The organism is Ventosimonas gracilis (genome assembly GCF_001580025.1).
GTDB lineage: Bacteria > Pseudomonadota > Gammaproteobacteria > Pseudomonadales > Pseudomonadaceae > Ventosimonas > Ventosimonas gracilis.
In genome coordinates this window covers 1-17,772 of the sequence record NZ_LSZO01000211.1, presented here as the reverse complement: position 1 = coordinate 17,772, position 17,772 = coordinate 1, and the positions used below count along the sequence as shown (strand labels likewise).

At 54.5% G+C, this 17,772-nt stretch carries 15 protein-coding genes; 5 read left to right on the top strand and 10 right to left on the bottom strand.

Annotation, left to right across the window (positions count from 1 at the left end; translation table 11 throughout):
* Positions 1–9: 9 nt before the first annotated feature.
* A complete protein-coding gene (gene rdgC / locus AXE65_RS11955) occupies positions 10–933 on the bottom strand; it encodes a recombination-associated protein RdgC (protein WP_068392791.1) in 924 nt (307 codons plus the stop codon).
* A gap of 66 nt (positions 934–999) precedes the next feature.
* Positions 1,000–4,701 (bottom strand): translocation/assembly module TamB domain-containing protein, encoded by a 3,702-nt coding sequence (locus AXE65_RS11950; RefSeq protein ID WP_068392789.1) that lies wholly within the window; start codon positions 4,699–4,701, stop codon positions 1,000–1,002.
* 202 nt (positions 4,702–4,903) lie between these two features.
* Here AXE65_RS11950 and AXE65_RS11945 point away from each other — a divergent pair, with 202 nt between their 5' ends.
* Complete coding sequence (locus AXE65_RS11945; RefSeq protein WP_068392787.1) at positions 4,904–5,575, top strand: OmpW/AlkL family protein; 672 nt, start codon at positions 4,904–4,906, stop codon at positions 5,573–5,575.
* Positions 5,576–5,698: 123 nt separating this feature from the next.
* Here AXE65_RS11945 and phaP read toward each other — a convergent pair whose 3' ends face one another.
* Positions 5,699–6,271, bottom strand: a complete 573-nt coding sequence (gene phaP / locus AXE65_RS11940; RefSeq protein ID WP_068392784.1) for a TIGR01841 family phasin — start codon at positions 6,269–6,271, stop codon at positions 5,699–5,701.
* Positions 6,272–6,554: 283 nt separating this feature from the next.
* Here phaP and AXE65_RS11935 point away from each other — a divergent pair, with 283 nt between their 5' ends.
* Genes AXE65_RS11935 through hemL form a run of 3 tightly spaced genes read left to right on the top strand, consistent with a single transcriptional unit; the run spans position 6,555 to position 9,287 of the window.
* On the top strand, positions 6,555–7,373 hold the full coding sequence (locus tag AXE65_RS11935) for a bifunctional hydroxymethylpyrimidine kinase/phosphomethylpyrimidine kinase (protein WP_068392781.1): 819 nt from the start codon (positions 6,555–6,557) through the stop codon (positions 7,371–7,373).
* Positions 7,366–7,995, top strand: coding sequence for a thiamine phosphate synthase (gene thiE, locus AXE65_RS11930; RefSeq protein WP_068392775.1), 630 nt, complete (start codon positions 7,366–7,368; stop codon positions 7,993–7,995). Before AXE65_RS11935 ends, thiE begins: the two co-directional genes overlap by 8 nt.
* Positions 7,996–8,006: 11 nt before the next feature.
* A complete protein-coding gene (hemL, locus tag AXE65_RS11925; protein ID WP_068392754.1) occupies positions 8,007–9,287 on the top strand; it encodes a glutamate-1-semialdehyde 2,1-aminomutase in 1,281 nt (426 codons plus the stop codon).
* Positions 9,288–9,323: 36 nt separating this feature from the next.
* Here the strand turns inward: hemL and AXE65_RS11920 are convergent, their stop codons facing one another.
* The 5 genes from AXE65_RS11920 to surE all read right to left on the bottom strand — a co-directional run bounded on the left by AXE65_RS11920 (position 9,324) and on the right by surE (position 13,621).
* On the bottom strand, positions 9,324–10,199 hold the full coding sequence (locus AXE65_RS11920) for an NAD(P)-dependent oxidoreductase (RefSeq protein WP_068392752.1): 876 nt from the start codon (positions 10,197–10,199) through the stop codon (positions 9,324–9,326).
* Between the two features lie 85 nt (positions 10,200–10,284).
* Positions 10,285–11,115 carry a peptidoglycan DD-metalloendopeptidase family protein gene (locus AXE65_RS11915; RefSeq protein WP_079214161.1) on the bottom strand — a complete coding sequence of 277 codons (831 nt, stop codon included), beginning with the start codon at positions 11,113–11,115 and terminating at the stop codon, positions 10,285–10,287.
* Between the two features lie 23 nt (positions 11,116–11,138).
* A complete protein-coding gene (locus AXE65_RS11910) occupies positions 11,139–12,200 on the bottom strand; it encodes a tetratricopeptide repeat protein (protein ID WP_068392750.1) in 1,062 nt (353 codons plus the stop codon).
* Positions 12,201–12,209: 9 nt separating this feature from the next.
* A complete protein-coding gene (locus AXE65_RS11905) occupies positions 12,210–12,845 on the bottom strand; it encodes a protein-L-isoaspartate(D-aspartate) O-methyltransferase (RefSeq protein WP_068392749.1) in 636 nt (211 codons plus the stop codon).
* 26 nt (positions 12,846–12,871) lie between these two features.
* The gene (gene surE, locus AXE65_RS11900; RefSeq protein WP_068392747.1) at positions 12,872–13,621 is read right to left on the bottom strand and encodes a 5'/3'-nucleotidase SurE; all 750 of its coding nucleotides are present in this window, start codon (positions 13,619–13,621) and stop codon (positions 12,872–12,874) included.
* A gap of 320 nt (positions 13,622–13,941) precedes the next feature.
* Between surE and alr the strand changes: the two genes are divergently transcribed.
* On the top strand, positions 13,942–15,177 hold the full coding sequence (alr, locus tag AXE65_RS11895; protein ID WP_068392744.1) for an alanine racemase: 1,236 nt from the start codon (positions 13,942–13,944) through the stop codon (positions 15,175–15,177).
* A gap of 49 nt (positions 15,178–15,226) precedes the next feature.
* Here alr and AXE65_RS11890 read toward each other — a convergent pair whose 3' ends face one another.
* Together AXE65_RS11890 and AXE65_RS11885 are read right to left on the bottom strand one after the other, a co-directional pair.
* The gene (locus tag AXE65_RS11890; RefSeq protein ID WP_153015468.1) at positions 15,227–16,315 is read right to left on the bottom strand and encodes an extracellular solute-binding protein; all 1,089 of its coding nucleotides are present in this window, start codon (positions 16,313–16,315) and stop codon (positions 15,227–15,229) included.
* Positions 16,316–16,618: 303 nt separating this feature from the next.
* Positions 16,619–17,772, bottom strand: a 1,154-nt coding sequence (locus tag AXE65_RS11885) for an extracellular solute-binding protein (protein WP_068392739.1), incomplete at its 5' end; no start/stop codon positions are given.

Sequence of the window (17,772 nt, the reverse complement as noted above, 5' to 3'; positions counted from 1 at the left end):
GGGGCAGATTTAGCGGCGTGGTTCGGGTAATTCCTCGCCGCCCAAGGCTTCAAACAGAGCCGACAAAAACTCGCTTAAGGTCAGCATCATCAAGGTAAAGCTCGCGTCCTGTTCGGCTAGCGCGTCATCGCCGCCGTCGGTTGCGGCTTGTTCGGTTAAAAGGTCAGCAAAACGCAGGCGCTTGATCACCAGTTTGTCATCGAGCACAAAGGTGATTTTTTCCTGCCAATCCAGCGCCAGTTGAGTGACGATTTTGCCGCTTGCAAGATGAAGCTGGATTTCTTCACTGGCTAAATCCTGCCGCTGGCAGCGCACTATTCCGCCGTCTTCATGGGTATCACGCAGTTCGCAGTCGCCTTGCAAAACAAAGCCGTCGGCGGCTTTTTGGTTTTTTAGCCAATCGGTTAGCGTCGCACTGGGCGCGATTTTTACCGAAACCGGACGCAGCGGCAGCGAGCCAATGGCTTCGCGCAGCGTTGTCAGTAACTCTTCCGCTCGATTGGCACTGGCTCCATTGACCAGCAACAAGCCAAGCTTTGGCGCAATAGCGGCCAAGGTCTGCGAACGGCGGATAAAGGCACGCGGCAGCAAGGATTGCACGATTTCATCTTGCATCTGCTCGCGCTCTTTGCGGTAGACCTTGCGCATCTGCGCGCTTTCAATTTCCTCAATTTTTTCTTTGAGCGCGTCTTTGACCACCGCACCCGGCAGCAGGCGTTCCTCCTTGCTCGCCGCTATCAGTAAAAAGTCGCCGCTGGCATGCACCAGCGGCGCATCCGCGCCCTTGCCAAGCGGTGCGCTAAAGCCGTAGCTAAAAAGCTCGCCGCTGGCACAAGGTTTGGCCGCTTTGGCGGTCAGTGCCTTAGCCAGGTGTTCGGCATCCAGATTGATGTCTTGGGTAAAGCGATAAACCAGCAGATTGCGAAACCACATGCCAATGTTCCTTGAAATAAAGCCGCGCATTATGCCGCAAGCCGGATACAAGGTTTCCCTGCGCGATTAAAAATCCCGCCGGTACAGCAAATCCAGTGAATTGGCGAGGCTGCTGGCGACTTCCAGATAGAGGCTGCGAGTGAGTTGGTAGCGCAGGGCGAGGGTGCCTTGCGGCTCAAACAGCCCCACGCCGTAACTTACGGACAGTCGATTAGCGAGCGTGCCGCTAACCATTACTTGGGTATTTTCCCCACTGCCTTGGGTGCCCAATTCAAAATTTGAAAGGCCTATTTGCTCGCCAAAACGCTCAGTCAGCGTTTCGCCACCGGCAAGCCCCAATCCCAGCGCGGCTTTTAGCAGTAAATCATTGCTGCCTTCAGCATCACTGCCCAGCGGTTTGCCCAGCACCAAGTACGACAGCGCCTGTTCATCGCTCATCGAAGGCTCGGCGAAAATCCGCGTCTGCGGCCTATCGGCTGAACCGCTGATGCGAAGCCCAGCGACCAGATTGTCCACCTCGCGCACCGCTTCAATATCAATAAAAGGCTGCTGCAATGAGCCGGTAAACAGTAAACGGGCGCGGCGCACTTTAAGGTTTTGTCCATAGGAGCGGTAACGCCCGCCGCGCAAATTAAGCTCGCCCTGAGTGCTTAAGTTATCGCCGATATGCAGTGCGCCGGCAAGTGTAGCCTGCAAGCCAAAGCCGTTAAAGCTGACCCGTTCGCTGCCGACTTGCAGCGCGATATTCATGCCGATGCTGTGCTGAGCACGGGGACCAACTTCTCGCCCGACCACCGAAGCGTCCATTGATGGACGCACCACCGAAGGCGGCAGGCTGTGGATTTCAATCGCGCCGCTTGGCACTTGAATACGTCCATCGATGGACAGTTTGTCTTCAGCAAGATGCAGCGTTAAATCGGGAAAAACCTGCAACTGCGCATAAGGCGGCAGGGAAACCGGCAGTTTTTCGCCGCTTAGGTGAATCTCGCCAGATAGCCCTTGCTGCCAAGATAGCTGCCCGTTCAGTGCGCCGCGTCCCTGTTCACCGCTGGCAAAACCGCCGCCAAGTTGCATCTGCTCGCCGCGCACACGGGCGGCAAATTCAAGCTGATGCAGCTTGAGCGGCAAATCCGCGCCGCTGATTTGCCCCTGTTTAAGCGCCATATCGGCCTCGATTTGTGGGGCAAGTAAAGCGCCTTGCACTCGCCCTTGGCCAGAAAGCTGGCCGCCTAAATCGCTAAGCTGCGGCAAAAAAGGCAGCAGCAAGGCGAGGTCAAGCCCGTCCACCTGCCACTGCCCGTGAATGGGTTTATCCGCTAGATCGGGATTAATTTGCAGCGCTGCGGTAAAGCTACCCAGCACTTTGCTTTGAAAATCCAGCGCCCCGTCAATCGCCGTTTTATTCATTTGCCCGTTAAGGGTAAAACGCTGCCAAGGCAAATCCAGCCACTTTTCTTCTTGCTGCACGCGCAGCGTGCCGCTTTCGCTTGCAAGGCGCAGCGAACCGTTTAATTCAGTGGAAAGGTCCAGCGCCAGCTCGCCAAAAACGGATCCGGCGAGGCGCAGATTATCCGGCAGCCAAAAGGCAAGACTGGCCAAGTCAAAGTTTTGCAGGCGGTAGTTCAGGCGCACTTGCGGCAGCAGCTTAAGGTTATCGGCGCACAGGCTTGCCGCGGCGCTTTGCAGGCAATGGGCGGCGAGGCTTAACGGCCCGTCGGCTTGTTTTTCAAGGCGGGTCGGTTTGCTCAGTTGCCAATCCTGCCCGTAGCCGGAAAGCTCAAACCTTCGCAAATCGCCCAGCCACTGCCAGCCTGAGCCAAGCACTTGGTATTGCCCGTTCAGTGCAAATGCCGCTTTAACTAATTCACCGCGCCATTTGCCGTTCAATTCACCGATCAATTGCTGCTCTGCGCCTTTTTGGCGCGTGTTTAGCGCAAGACGGGAAAAACGCTGTCCAAGCGCGTCTATATCCGTAGCGAGCAGTTGCAGCGTACCGTTATCTTCCAAGAATTGGCCGTCGATATTCAGTGCGCCAATGGATTGCTCGGCCAAGATCAGTTTTTGCGCGGCAAGCTGCACCGTACCTTGCGGCCTGATCAGTGTGCCATGTAGCTGAATGCGCCCATTGGCACTGCCGGAAAGTTCAGGCCAAAGCTGTTTAAGCTGCGCCAGCGTTAAGGTCAAGTCGGCCTGCAACTGCTCGCCCGCGCCACTGGCTGTGCCGTTAAGCCGATTATTGCCAAGCTGTATATTCAGCCGCTTAAGATTCCACTGGGCTTGACTGCCCTGCCCTTCGGCCAACAAATGCGCCGGCTGCCCGCGCAGTTTGCCGTTAAGGTCAAAGGCCAAATCGCCCTGCAGCGCCGCGCCTTGCCATTTCCCTTGGCTGCTTAGCGAACCGGAAAGCTGCCCGGGCAGCTCATCCAGCCAAAATGCCGGATTAAGCTGGTGCAAAGTCAATGCAAGCTGCCAGGCCAGAGCATCGGCGAACTGCACATGGAGCTTTCCCTGCGCGCCGCCAGCATCGGTTTTTAGTTGCAAATCGCTCAAGGTTAGCTGCGTTAAATCGCCTGCAAATGGGCCGCTTAAGCTGACATTTGCGCCTGCCCCGCCAAGCTCTGTCGCAAAATCGCCCAGGTACTGCCCATTTTCGTACTGCACCTTGGCATTGATTTGCCTGAGTGCCAGCGGCAATTGTTCAAGCGGATACAGCCGCTGCCAAGGAAAATCCCGCCCGTGCAAATCAAGCTGCGCCGTTAAGCCTGGTTGCAGGCGGATAACGCCAGAGGCGGTTAATGACTGAGTATCGCTTGCAGCCAGTTGTAACTGCTTAATCTCGACCTGCTTATGAAAAGCCAAGGCTTGCAGATGGACAGTCAATGGCGGTTGGTTATCCGCGGTGTCAGCCAAGTTCGCGCGGGCTTTTATCTGATAACCGGTTTCCCCGTCGCCACTGGCGTTTACTTGCAACTGGCTCAATTGCAGATTATCCGGCAATCCCAAAAACGGCGGTTGTTCGCTGTCAAGCTCAAGGTTAAGCGGCAAATGCTGCGCAAGCGGCGTAATACTCCCGCCTATCTGCGCGTTAAGCCAGCCTTGGCTTTGTCCTTGTACGGCGAGGGTTTCAAGCAGATTGCCGCTGGCCGTGAGCTTAAGCTGCCACTCTTCGCCATCAGGTGCAGGCAGAAAAAGCTGCGCCGCTGCATTAAGCGGCCAGTTTTTCTGCATCTGCAACTCGCAGGATAAGGTGATCAATCGTCCTTGCTGGCGGGCGCGGGCTTGTTCAATAACAACGTTATGACCGCTCCAGTGAGCTTGCAGATTAACCTCAGTAAGCCATTCGTCCGTATCCAGATACAAGCGGCCAAGCTGCACTTGGGAAAGCTCCAAGGCGAGAAGCGGTAAGCGTAGCGGCGGCAGATACAGTGGCGCAGTATCGGCCTCGCCTTTCGAAGCAGGCGGCAGATGCAGGTCAAGTCGTCCAACCTTAAGTTGTTCTACACAAAGTGTTAAGTGCAGCAGACAAGCGGGATTTATAGCCATTTGTACATCGGACAACGCCACCCTCTGGCCGTTTTCTTGCCAAATCAAACGCTGCGCTTGCCAAGACTTAAGCAAGCGCCCGTCAAAGTCTTGCACTTGCAAACCGGGCACCTGTGCCAGCAGCCAGCGACTGCCGGTTGTGCTGACGAGCAGCAGTACAGCGGCCAACAAGGCCAGCACCAGCAAGGCCGCCAGTCCAAGCATCAGGCGTTTGAGCGCTATCACAAGCAGTATCTCTTTGACCGATTAAAACAACCCACTACTGTTTAATAAACTATCGCAATGGCAACCTTATATCGCCTATCTGTTACCATTCGCGGCTCTCAAGGCTTGATAAGCATTGAGCCAAGTCAATGTCTGCACAAAACGACTTGGGCATAATTTATTTGGATGTCTATTTTTATTCTTAAAAGATCAGGGAGCAATCATGAAAAAAAGTTTTTCTCGCGCCGCTATCGCCGCCTTGGCCTTGGCTAGCCCGCTCGCCATGGCACATCAAGCGGGTGATATTGTCGTTCGCGCCGGTGCCGTTAAGGTAGACCCGCACGAAAAAAGCAGCAAAATCAAGGCCGGCGGAGCAGCAATCGCTGGAAGCAAAGCCACGCTCAACAGCAATACCCAGCTTGGCCTGAACTTCGCCTATATGTTCAGCGACTACTTGGGCGTTGAACTGCTGGCGGCGACTCCTTTCAAACACAATATTGGGATTAAAGGAGTTGGTGGCGGTCTAGACGGCAAACTCGGTACAACCCGCCACTTGCCGCCGACCCTAAGCCTGGTTTATTACCCGCTTGGCAATAGTGAAGTGGTTCAACCTTATCTGGGAGCCGGGATTAATTACACTTGGTTCTTTGACAGCAGCCTAAAAAGCTCTGCAGAAAAAAACGGCTTTAGCGGCTTGGATGTTAAAGACTCATTTGGCTGGGCTGCGCAAATCGGCATGGATATCGATCTTGGCGACAACTTTTTATTTAATGCCCAAATGCGCTATATCGATATTAAGACCACCGGCACTACTAAACTCAACGGCGCTAGAGTCAAAGTGGACTTGGACGTAGATCCCTTGGTTTATATGATGGGCGTGGGTTATAAGTTCTAATCGCTTCCCCGCTTGTCAAAGAGCCAGCCTTAAAATAGCTGGCTCTTTTTATTTACCCATAAAAAAAGCACCCATAAAAAAGGCGACCTTTTCAGGTCGCCTTTTCTTTTAGCTTAAAGTCGCTTAGGCGGCTTTTTTGCCACTGGCGGCTTTGCTGGCTTCGCGGGTGGCTTGGTTGGCAGCGGTGGTTGCCGCAGCAATACCGTTTTCAGCGATTTCAGCGGCCTGTTTGGCGGCTTTTTGTGCGCTTTCGTAGACATTGCCAGCGGTTTCCAGTGCTGAACGCAGCACCGCAACAGCAGGTTCCGCACCAGCCGGTGCGTTTTTGGCGATGGTTTCGACCAATTCCTGCACTTGCTGGCTGCCAGAGGCCACTTGGCGCTCGGCGAGCTTGCTGATTTCGCTTTGCGTGCTGGAAATCAGTTCGTAGACCTTGCGGTTAAATTCCAGCACTTGTTCGGCTTGCGCGGCTTTCTGTGCGAAAGCGCCTTGCCAATCCAAAAATGCCTGCGGGTCACGGGTTTCGCTCAGTTTACGCAGGTTTTCAATTTGCGCATCGGCGCTGGCACGCAGGGTTTTAAACTGCAATTGACCGAGTTGCTCGGCGCTTTCAAACAGTTTGCCAGCAACCTGTTGCAGCAGGTCGATATTGGCTTTTTGTGCCGCGTTCAGTTTTTCAACATCAAAGAAGGACATAGGTGTCTCCTGATTGAGGGGTAAATTCGGTTTCAATGCTTTGACTTGCGTGGAAGCTAATATTGCACTGCACAAAAATAATTGCAAGCACTTTTTTGTGCAGTGCAACAAAATAATGGGAATCTGTCGCTTTCGCCTATTTACGGGTCGCAAAGCGGCCATTGCGAAGCTTTTTACTGCTTTTTTACTGCTTTTTTATTGCCTCGCATAAAAATGGCTAAAAATGGCTTAAACGGGCAAAACCCGCTACCCTTGCGCGTCCTTTGTTGGTGAAGAGCGAGCCATGAGCCAATACCTTTCCCGCCCCCCGGCACGCCCTGTGGTGCTGTGCCTGTCCGGTCACGACCCTTCCGGCGGAGCGGGTCTGCAAGCCGATATTGAAGCCCTGCTGGCGCAGCACTGCCAGGCGGCGGTTGCCGTCACCGCGCTCACCGTGCAGGACACGCAAAATGTGCTGGATTTTCGTGTATTGGATAAAGCGTGGATTTTGGCGCAGGCTCAGGCGGTGATGGCCGATATGCCGGTCGCAGCGATTAAGCTCGGCATGCTCGGTTCGCTGGAAGTGGTTGAGGCGGTTCTGCATATTAGGCAGATGCTGCCGGATGTGCCTTTGGTCTGCGATCCGGTGCTGCGTGCGGCAGGCGGCGGCTCATTAGGTTGTGATGAAGTGGGGCAGGCCATCGGCGAACAGATTCTGCCCATTGCCCGCATTGCCACGCCCAATCTGCCGGAGGCGCGCCTGCTTGCCGGTTTGCCGGATGGCAGCGCCGATGAATGCGCAGGTAAGCTGCTGCCCAACATGGCACGCGGCCAGTATCTGTTAATTACCGGTGGACACGGCGATGAGGCCGATGTCCATAACCGCCTGTACAGCACAGAAGGCACGCGTGAAGTCTTTACCTGCCCACGTCTGCCGGGGGTCTATCACGGCTCTGGTTGCACACTCGCCAGCAGCTTGGCCGGACGGCTCGCGCTTGGCGAAGCACTGCCTTCGGCGGTGCAATCGGCGCTTAATTACACATGGCGCACGCTGCGTGATGCCGAACGCCCCGGCCGCGGCCAATTTGTCCCGCGTCGCCTGCCGCTGCACTGTGATGCTTAAGGGGAGTCAAGGGCTTTACGCCATTACCGATAGCGAGCTTTTGGCAAACGACAAGCTGCTGCCTTACTGCGAAGCGGCGCTGCGTGGTGGTGCAAAGCTGCTGCAATACCGCGACAAATCCCAAAATCACGCCAGGCGTTTGCGCGAAGCCCGCCAACTGGCGCAGCTTTGCCAGCGTTACCAAGCGTATCTGATTATCAATGATGACCTTGAATTGGCCGCCTACTTAAACGTCGGGCTGCATTTGGGGCAGCAGGATGGCTCGATTGCCGAAGCACGGGCGCGTTTAGGCGAGCACGCCATTATCGGCGCGACCTGTCACGATAGCTTGCAACTGGCCGAACAGGCTCGATCTGAAGGTGCAAGCTATCTTGCCTTTGGCCGTTTTTTCCCGTCACAGACCAAGCAGGATGCACAGCCCGCTGATTTATCGGTGCTACAAAGCGCCGCACAGCGTTTTAACCTGCCTTTGGTCGCCATCGGCGGCATAACGCTGGATAATGCGCAGCCATTGCTGCATAACGGCGCGACCATGCTCGCCGTGGTGCACGATTTATTTGCACAAAATACAGCCGCTGCCGTGGAAAGTCGCGCCCGCGCTTTTGCGGCGCTGTTTAATTAAAGAGATTTGCCATGTCCCGTTCCCAAAGCCTGTTCCAACGCGCCCAGCAACATATTCCCGGCGGCGTTAATTCGCCGGTACGCGCCTTTAAAAGCGTCGGCGGCACGCCGCTGTTTTTTAAGCACGCCGAAGGCGCTTACGTCATCGATGAGGACGACAAACGCTATGTGGACTACGTCGGCTCTTGGGGGCCGATGATTTTAGGTCACAGCCACCCGCAAGTGCTTGCGGCGGTGCGCAGTCAACTGGAGCACGGCCTGTCCTACGGCGCGCCCACCGCGTTGGAAGTGGAAATGGCGGATTTGCTGTGCAGCCTGGTGCCTTCACTGGACATGGTGCGCATGGTCAATTCCGGCACTGAGGCGACCATGAGCGCCATCCGCCTCGCCCGTGGCTATACCGGTCGGGATAGCATTATCAAATTTGAAGGCTGCTACCACGGCCATTCCGACAGTCTGCTGGTAAAAGCCGGTTCCGGCGCACTGACCTTTGGCGTGCCCAACTCGCCTGGCGTACCACAAGCCTTCGCCCGTCATACCTTAACCTTGCCCTTTAACGACTTGGCAGCGGTAGAGCGCACATTGGACGAAACCCGCGAGCAAGTCGCCTGCATTATTGTCGAACCGATCGCCGGTAATATGAACTGCGTACCGCCTGCGCCTGGCTTTTTGCAGGGACTGCGTGAGGCTTGTGACAAGCACGGCGTGGTGCTGATTTTTGACGAGGTGATGACCGGCTTTCGCGTCGCCTTGGGCGGGGCGCAGGCGCTGTACGGCGTAACGCCTGATTTATCGACCTTCGGCAAAATTATCGGCGGCGGCATGCCGGTGGGTGCTTTTGGTGGCAAGCGCGAAATCATGCAGCAGATTTCCCCGTTAGGGCCGGTTTATCAGGCGGGAACCTTATCCGGCAATCCGCTCGCCATGGCCGCAGGGCTCGCCACTTTGCGCTTAATCACTGAGAGCGGTTTCCACCAGCGTTTAACCGACTTCACCACGGCGCTGCTACGCGGCCTGCAAGCGCTTGCCGATGCGACGGGGGTGCCTTTTACCACCACTCAAGCGGGCGGCATGTTTGGCCTGTTTTTTAGTGAGCAGCGCGAAATTCGCAGCTTTGCGGATGCAACCGGCTGCAACCTTGAGCGTTTTAACCGCTTCTTTCATCAGATGCTGCAAAGCGGGGTTTACCTTGCACCGAGCGCCTTTGAAGCGGGCTTTACTTCAGCCGCGCATGGCGACACGGAACTTACCTTGACGCTGGATGCGGCAAAACAGGCTTTTGCTGCGTTATAAACAAACCCTCTCCCATTTTTATGGGAGAGGGGAAAATCAATCTATGGTGGTTTTTAAGCGGGTAATCAAACTGGAAGTATCCCAGCGCCCACCGCCTGCGGCCTGAACTTGCGAGTAGAACTGGTCAACCAATGCGGTCAGTGGAAGCTGTGCGCCGTTGCGGCGGGCTTCATCCAGCGCAAAGTTTAAATCCTTGCGCATCCAATTGACCGCAAAACCAAAGTCAAAGCGCCCTTCGCTCATGCTCTGCCAGCGGTTTTGCTGCTGCCAGGACTGCGCCGCGCCTTGACCTATCACCTCCATTGCAGCGGCAATATCAAGACCCGCCGCCTGCGCAAAGTGCAGTCCTTCGGCCAGTCCCTGCACAATACCGGCAATACAGATTTGGTTGACCATCTTGGTCAATTGCCCGCTGCCGACCGGCCCCATGTGTTTGACCAACTTGCCATAGGCTTCTAAAACCGGCGCGGCGCGCGCGTAAACCTCCTGCTTGCCGCCAACGGCAATCGACAGCATGCCCGCTTCCGCGCCTGACTGGCCGCCGGATACCGGTGCATCAAGAAACTCAATGCCGCGCTGTTCGGCAATGGCCGAAAGTTCCCGTGCCGCTTGAGCAGAAGCGGTGGTGTGGTCAATCAGGATGCTGCCTTTTTTCATTGCGGCAAACGCGCCGTTATCGCCTAGCAGTACGCTGCGCAAATCATCGTCATTGCCGACGCAGCACATCACCATCTCAGCGCCCTCTGCCGCCTCGCGCGGGGTCAGTGCTGCTTCACCTGCAAACTCGTCCAGCCAGAGCTTGACCCGCCCTTGCGTGCGGTTGTAAACGCGCACTTGATGCCCTTCACAGGCCAAATGTCCGGCCATGTTAAAGCCCATCACGCCAAGGCCAATAAATGCGGTATCTGCCATCTCCCTGCTCCTTGTGTTTTTTTGCGGATATTGGCAGAGCCTAGCATGTTAGTTGGAATGCGTCTTGTCTCCCGCATGCGAGCGACTAACGTTTCGGCAAATAAAGCAGCGGGTCTACCGCTTGGCTTTGATAGCGGATTTCAAAGTGCAGTTTGACGCGGTCGGTGCCGCTTGCACCCATTTCGGCGATAACTTGTCCGGCTTTGACTTGCTGGCCTTCTTTGACCAAAAGACGGCGGTTATGGCCGTACACACTCACCACCAAACTAGTGCCGTGCTTGATCACCAGCGCCTCGCCGTTGCCGTACAGGCCGTTACCGGCGTAAGTGACCAGCCCGTCGGCGGCGGCTTTCACGGGTTGTCCGGCTTTTCCAGCAATATCAATACCTTTGTTTAACCCGTTGTTTGCGGCAAAGCGGGCAATCAAGGTGCCATCGGTCGGCCAGCGCCATTGAATGGCAGAAAGTGCCGCACTTCCTGCCGCCGGTGGCGTCTGCCGTGGTGGCGGATTAGTGGTTTTTGCCGGTTGGCGTGAAACCGAAGGTTTAGGTTTGCTGGGCGTAGCAGGCGGTTTGCTGGCGGTTTGCCGCGGCGGCGGGGTGCTGCGGCGAGGGGCAGATGCAGGCGTTTGCCGCGGCAGTGGGCGATTGTCAAAACGGATAATCTGCCCGACTTTTAAGCGATAGGGACTGCCAATGCGGTTATGCGCGGCGAGCGCTTTCCAATCCCAACCGTGGCGGCGGGCAATGGAGTACAAGGTATCGCCCCGGCGAACCACATATTGGCCGTGCATCACTTTGGGTATCACACGCACCTTGGCACTTGTCGGCGCGCGGCTGGTGGTGGTGCAAGCGCTCAGCCAGAAGGCCGAAAACAGCAGGAGCAATCCGCCAATACTGATTTTCAACCCTAACACCGCAATATCCCTTGGCTGCCGACTTACCCATCACATTCGTGATAGCCGGACTGTTCACAGCGCTTGGCGGCTTGTTCGGCAAGCTTGATTTGTTCCTCAGAGAGTACCGCGCGCACTTTGCTGTATAGCGCCAGCCAGTCATCGTTTTCTTCCAAGGAAGCATCGATGCTGGCCGCCAGCAGCAGCCAGAGCAGCGCTTTTTCACGGCCTTCCTGCCCGCCGTAATCCTGCCAGTACAAATCCGCAACGTTAATCTGCGCGGGCGCAAAGCCTTGCTCGGCGGCCAGGCGATACCAGTACATGGCCTCGGTATCACTACGTTCCACGCCAAAGCCCTCAAGGTACATCTGGCCAATTTCCCGCTGTGCATCGGGGTCGCCGCGCGCGGCGGCGAGGTGAAACCATTTCAGCGCTTCATCGTAATCGCGCATCACGCCAAGCCCTTCGCGGTACAGGCGGCCGACTTCAATTTGACTGGCGACATCGTTTTGTTCGGCGGCCATGCGATACCAGTGCATAGCTTGGCTGTAATTACGCATGACTTCACCTTGGCCTTTTTGATACAGATTGCCCAAGCCGCGCTGTGCACTGATGTCGCCTTGCTCGGCAGCGAGGCGATACCAGCGCACGGCTTCACTGACATCGGCCTCAGTACCAAGACCGTAGCGGTACAACCTGCCAAGCTGGCTCTGTGCGCTGACTTCACCTTGCAACGCGGCAAGGCGGTACCACTTAAACGCTTGCAAGTAATCACGCGGCACGCCAAAGCCGTTGCGGTAGAGAAAGCCAAGGCTCGCCTGTGATGGCGCGTCGCCTTTATCAGCAGCGAGCTGAAACCATTTCAGCGCCGCTGAATAGTCACGCGGCACGCCGCCCAGGCTGCGCACATAAAAATTGCCCAGCACACGCTGCGCCTCCACACTACCCGCCTCGGCGAGCACCGTAAATTCTTGCAATGCGCCCGCCACATCGCCTGCTTTGTATTTTTCCGTCGCGCTTTGAAAGTCGGCGGCCAGCAGCCAAGCCGGGCAATAAAGCAGCCAAGCGGCAAAAATCAGTTTTCCAATAAAAAGCGCAGGTTTCATACGCATCCTTTAATAAACCGTTCCACCCAGTAGCGGCACAAAGCGCACCGTATCCAACACAGTACGGGAAAACGTCTGTCCTTGGCGGACAATAACCTGCAACTGCTGAGTGTTGTCGCTGCCAACCGGAATCACCAGTCGGCCACCGTCAGTCAACTGCTCAAGCAGTGCTTGCGGTACTTCAGGCGCGGCGGCGGTGACCAAAATGCCCTGATAAGGCGCGAACGCATTCCAACCTTCAAAACCATCACCGAAGCGAAAAACCACATTATGCAAACCAAGCTGGGCAAGGCGTTGCTTGGCTTGCTGTTGCAGCGCGGCAATGCGCTCGACACTAAATACCCGCTCCACCAACTGCGCCAGTATCGCGCTCTGATAGCCCGAACCGGTGCCGATTTCCAGCACCTTGTTAAGCGTCCCGCCTGCCAGCAGCAACTCGCTCATCCGCCCAACGATCCAGGGCTGCGAGAGCGTCTGGCTGTGACCGATGGGCAGCGCGGTATCTTCGTAAGCGCGGTGCGCCAGCGCTTCATCGACAAACAAATGCCGCGGCGTATGGTTGATCGCCGAAAGCACCGCCGGATGACGCACGCCTTCCTCATACAGTCGCGCCGTCAAACGCTCGCGAGTACGCTGCGAGTGCATACCAATGCCTTGATGTCGCTGTGCTCTCACGGCGCAAGCTCCAACAGCCAAGCGCTCAGTTCGGCCACCGGCAATTCGCGGTGACCGATTTGTAGCGGCGTGACTGAGACAAAGCCTTGCCCTACCGCGTGAAAATCCGTTCCCTCGCCACCATCTTCTGCTTCACCGGCCACCGCCAGCCAAAAGCCCTGCTTGCCGCGCGGATTAACATGTGGCTGTGGCGCGCTCGCGCGGCGGCGCTGTCCCAGACGGGTAATACGAATGCCGCGAATCTGCTCAAGCGGCAAATCGGGGATATTGATGTTAAGCACAGTACGCGGCGGCAAATTCAGCCGTTCCTGCCCCCCCACCAACAAACGCGCAAAATGCGCCGCCGTGGGCAGATGAGTGGTTTTTTTTGATAGCAGCGAGAAGGCAAAAGCGGGGCGTTGCAAAAAGCGCCCTTCCATCGCCGCCGCGACCGTGCCGGAATAGAGCACGTCATCACCCAGATTGGCTCCCAGATTGATGCCAGAGACCACCAGCTCAGGCGGCTCGTCAAGCAGGCCGTTAAGCCCCAGATGCACACAATCCGCCGGCGTGCCGTTAATACTGAGCCAGCCGCTTGCGAGCCGCTCCGGATAGAGCGGGCGGTCTAACGTCAAGGCACTGCTGACCCCGCTTTGGTCTTCACTCGGCGCAACCACCGCGCATTCGGCAAAATCAGCCAGCGCCTCATGCAAGGCGGCAATACCTGGCGCATAAACGCCGTCATCATTGGAAATCAATATGCGCATAGGTTATCCGCTTTGTGTAACAGGGCATTTTAGGGTCTTTCCCGTTTCAAACGCGAGCCGCTTGCATTGTACAAAAGACCGGGCGAATGCCGCAGCCCTTTATAAAGCCTCAAAAACCGGCATGTTGTAAGTCTTTCAAAGGGACTTTTTAGGTTTATCCGCAATGGGAGACGGTTATTTTCGCGCCGCAAAATTGCATTCGTGGGACAATCGCGGCAAAAAACCATATTGCTTGTACGGGATTTTGGCATAATCGCCCACCTTGGCCGCTTTTAAGCGCTGGGCAAGACAATAAATTCCAATAAATCAAGGAGCACTACATGAGTAAATACCCACTCGGCAAACTCGCACTGTCGATTGCTTTGGTCTCAATGGGCAGCGTCTCTCAGGCCGCTCCAGTACTGGAAGGCGGTATACCTGCACAAACGCGTGAAATGCTGCTGGCACAGGCCAACGCTTGGGTTGAGATTGATGCCAAAGCCTTTGCCCATAACATCAATCAATTAAAAGGGCATCTTGCAGGCAAAACGCAAATCTGCGCAGTAATGAAAGCCGATGCCTACGGGCACAGCATCGCCCTGCTTATGCCCACCATCATTGCCCAAGGCGTTAACTGCGTGGGCGTGACCAGCAATGAAGAGGCTCGCGTCGCCCGCGCCAAGGGCTTTAAAGGACGGCTGATGCGTTTGCGCAGTGCAACGCCGGGCGAGATTGAAAGCGCACTGGCCTATGATATGGACGAACTGGTCGGCAATCTGGAAGTCGCTCGTTCCATCAGCGAACTGGCGCAGCGCAAAGAGCGCACCATCAACATTCATCTTGGTCTTAACGCCGGTGGTATGGATCGCAACGGGTTGGAAGTCGCCACCGAACAGGGCAAAAAAGACGCACTGGCCTTGGTCAAGCTGCCGGGCATCAAGCTCGCCGGCATCATGACCCACTTCCCCTACGAAGAACGCGACAAGGTGCTCGAAGGCTTTGCGCGCTTTAAAGAACAAACCGATTGGTTGATTAAAACGGCCAAGCTCAATCGCAAAGACTTGATTCTGCACTGCGCCAACAGCTTTACCACGCTCAATGTGCCGGAAGCCTGGATGGATATGGTGCGCCCGGGCTCAGCAATCTATGAACCTTTATACGATGCACACCCCGGTTATCAGCGCGTTATGCAATTTAAATCCCGTGTCGCTTCGGTAAATGCCTATCCTGCGGGCAGTACGGTGGGTTATGACGGCACCCATACGCTCACGCGCGACTCATTGCTTGCCAATATCCCGCTGGGCTATTCCGACGGCTACCGCCGCATACTGTCCAACCAGGCCAATGTACTGATCAGCGGTCAGCGTGCGCCTTCGGTTGGCCGTGTATCGATGAATACCTTTATGGTCGATGTCACCGATATTAAAGGCGTTAAACCCGGTGATGAAGTGGTGCTGTACGGCAAACAGGGCAACGATGAAATCACTCAAGGCGAACTGGAAGAAGCGCTCGACCTGTGGATTGGCAACGCCTACGTGCTGTGGAGCAACTCCAACCCGCGCGTGTTAAAAGATTAAAGCCTCTCTACAAAACCCCTCTCCCGCAAGCGGGAGAGGGCAAGTAGGTTTATTGATGGGAAAAAGCATCCCATAAAGCATCCATCTCGGCTTGCTGCTCAATGCCGGGAGCACTTAATAGTTGCATGCGGTTTTTATTTTGCGCGGTCAATTGCAATAACGGACTATTTTGCAGTTCAGGCTTAAGAAACGGTTTGATATTTTTAAGCGGGCTGCCATAAAAAGTTTGGTTGACATTACGTGCAGAAATTTCCGGCTTCGACAAGAAGTTAATAAACTGATGAGCCGCCGCACTGTTTTTTGCTGTTTTCGGGATAACCAAAGCATCAAAGGCCATCGTTAAGGCATGGTTTGAGGGAAGTACCACCTGCACATCCTTGTTCATTTGCGCGGCACGGGAAATACCACCCGACCAACCCATCGCCAAGCACAAATCCCCCTTGCCGAGGTCATATAAATAACGGTCGCTATCGATATAACGCAAATTATTACGCAGCTCAAAAAGGTTTTTCCGGGTCAGGCGACGCATACGATTTAACGGTGTTTTATCCAATAATCCCGGATAACCACTGTAACTGAGCAGTGTGGCATAAAGTTCAACCGGCGCGTCCGCCACGGCAATACCACAGCCTTTTATCTTGGCATTTTGCGCAGCATCAAACAGCAGACTCCAATCTTCTTTAAAATCATCGCCCAATACCTTGGCAAGTGATGAACGGTTAAAACCCAGCGCAGCGGTATACCAAAGATAAGGCACGGCATAATCGCCTGCTCCGACTAATGTAACGCGACTTGCGATAAACGCATCAAGATTTTCGCGGGTAGGCTGCAGGGTGGCCTGTTCCAATGGAGAAAGTAGCCGTTTGCGAACCAACTGTTTCAGCATGAAATGTGGCACTACGGCAATATCTATCGGTTTCTTTTGTTCGAGTAACTGAATAATTTCATGCGCACTACTGAAGGTTTGATAATTGACTTTTATCCCGCTTTCTTGCTCAAAATCCGGCAGGATGGACAGGTCAATATAGTCGTACCAGTTATAGATATTAACAACGCCTTGCGCCTTAACCGCAAAGGAAAATAAAACCCCAAAAATCAGGGTCAAGTATTGCAGATTGCGGATTACGTATTTCAGCATGGTATATTGTATTTCCAATAAAGACAATAGATATCCTTCCTACCCCTTGGCTTCCATCAACAACGATGCGGATAATACAGAGCAAACAATAAATTCGTCAAACACGCATGACTTGATATTATCGATTGCCCTTTTTTATCCAATTCTGCCTTGGATTAAGGGACGCTTTCCGATGGGTCTTTTAATTAACGGCCATGCGCCAGCGAGTAGATATAAGCCGCCAGCACCTGCACCTTGTTCTCAGCCAAAAAATCCACCTGGACGGGCATCTGGCCTTGCAACGCTTACCCAGGGCAAGTAGGCTTATTGATTGACAAAAGCATCCCATAAAGCATCTATCTCGGCTTGCTGCTCAATACCGGGAGTACTTAACAGCTGCATGCGGTTTTTATTTTGCGCGGTCAATTGCAATAACGGACTATCTTGCAGTTCAGGCTTAAGAAACGGTTTGATATTTTTAAGCGGGCTGCCATAAAGGGTTTCGTTGACATTGCGTGCAGAAATTTCAGGCTTCGACAAGAAGTTAATAAACCGATGAGCCGCTGCACTGTTTTTTACTGTGCTCGGGATAACCAAAGCCTCAAAGGACAGTGTTAAGCCATCGTTTGAGGGAAGTACTACCTGCACATCCTTGTTCATTTGCGCGGCACGGGAAATACCACCCGACCAACCCATCGCCAGGCACAAATCCCCCTTGCCGAGGTCATATAAATAATTGTCGCTATCGATATAACGCAAATTATTACGCAGCGCTAAAAGGTTTTTCCGGGTAAGGCGACGCAGACGATTTAACGGTGTTTTTTCCAATAATCCCGGATAACCACTGTAACTGAGCAGCGTGGCATAAAGTTCAACCGGCGCGTCCGCCACGGCAATGCCACAGCCTTTTATCTTGGAATTTTGCGCGGCATCAAACAGCAGACTCCAATCTTCTTTAAAATCATCGCCCAATACCTTGGCAAGTGATGAGCGGTTAAAACCCAACGCAGCAATATTCCAAAGATAAGGCACGGCATAATCGCCTGCTCCGACCAAGTTAACGCGACTTGCGATAAACGCATCAAGATTTTCGCGGGCAGGCTGCAGGGCGGATTGCTCCAATGGAGAAAGTAGCTGTTTGCGAATCAACTGTTGCAGCAGGAAGTGTGGCACTACGGCAACATCTATCGGTGTCTTTTGTTCGATTAACTGAAGAATTTCCTGTCCGCTACTGAAGGTTTGATAATTGACTTTTATCCCGCTTTCTTGCTCAAAGTCCGGCAGAATGGATAGGTCAATAAAGTCGTACCAGTTATAGACGTTAACAACGCCTTGCGCCTTAACCGCAAAGGAAAATAAAACCCCAAAAATTAAAGCCAGGTATCGCCATTGCGGATTGCGGATTGCGGATTGCGGATTGCGGATTGCGGATTGCGGATTGCGGATTGCGGATTGCGGATTGCGGATTGCGGATTGCG

Coding starts and splice junctions, on each gene's coding strand:
- rdgC (WP_068392791.1), bottom strand. CDS start 933: ATGTGGTTTCGCAATCTGCTGGTTTATCGCTTTACCCAAGACATCAAT.
- AXE65_RS11945 (WP_068392787.1), top strand. CDS start 4,904: ATGAAAAAAAGTTTTTCTCGCGCCGCTATCGCCGCCTTGGCCTTGGCT.
- AXE65_RS11890 (WP_153015468.1), bottom strand. CDS start 16,315: ATGCTGAAATACGTAATCCGCAATCTGCAATACTTGACCCTGATTTTT.
- alr (WP_068392744.1), top strand. CDS start 13,942: ATGAGTAAATACCCACTCGGCAAACTCGCACTGTCGATTGCTTTGGTC.
- AXE65_RS11910 (WP_068392750.1), bottom strand. CDS start 12,200: ATGAAACCTGCGCTTTTTATTGGAAAACTGATTTTTGCCGCTTGGCTG.
- phaP (WP_068392784.1), bottom strand. CDS start 6,271: ATGTCCTTCTTTGATGTTGAAAAACTGAACGCGGCACAAAAAGCCAAT.
- thiE (WP_068392775.1), top strand. CDS start 7,366: ATGCTTAAGGGGAGTCAAGGGCTTTACGCCATTACCGATAGCGAGCTT.
- AXE65_RS11920 (WP_068392752.1), bottom strand. CDS start 10,199: ATGGCAGATACCGCATTTATTGGCCTTGGCGTGATGGGCTTTAACATG.
- hemL (WP_068392754.1), top strand. CDS start 8,007: ATGTCCCGTTCCCAAAGCCTGTTCCAACGCGCCCAGCAACATATTCCC.
- surE (WP_068392747.1), bottom strand. CDS start 13,621: ATGCGCATATTGATTTCCAATGATGACGGCGTTTATGCGCCAGGTATT.
- AXE65_RS11935 (WP_068392781.1), top strand. CDS start 6,555: ATGAGCCAATACCTTTCCCGCCCCCCGGCACGCCCTGTGGTGCTGTGC.
- AXE65_RS11905 (WP_068392749.1), bottom strand. CDS start 12,845: ATGCACTCGCAGCGTACTCGCGAGCGTTTGACGGCGCGACTGTATGAG.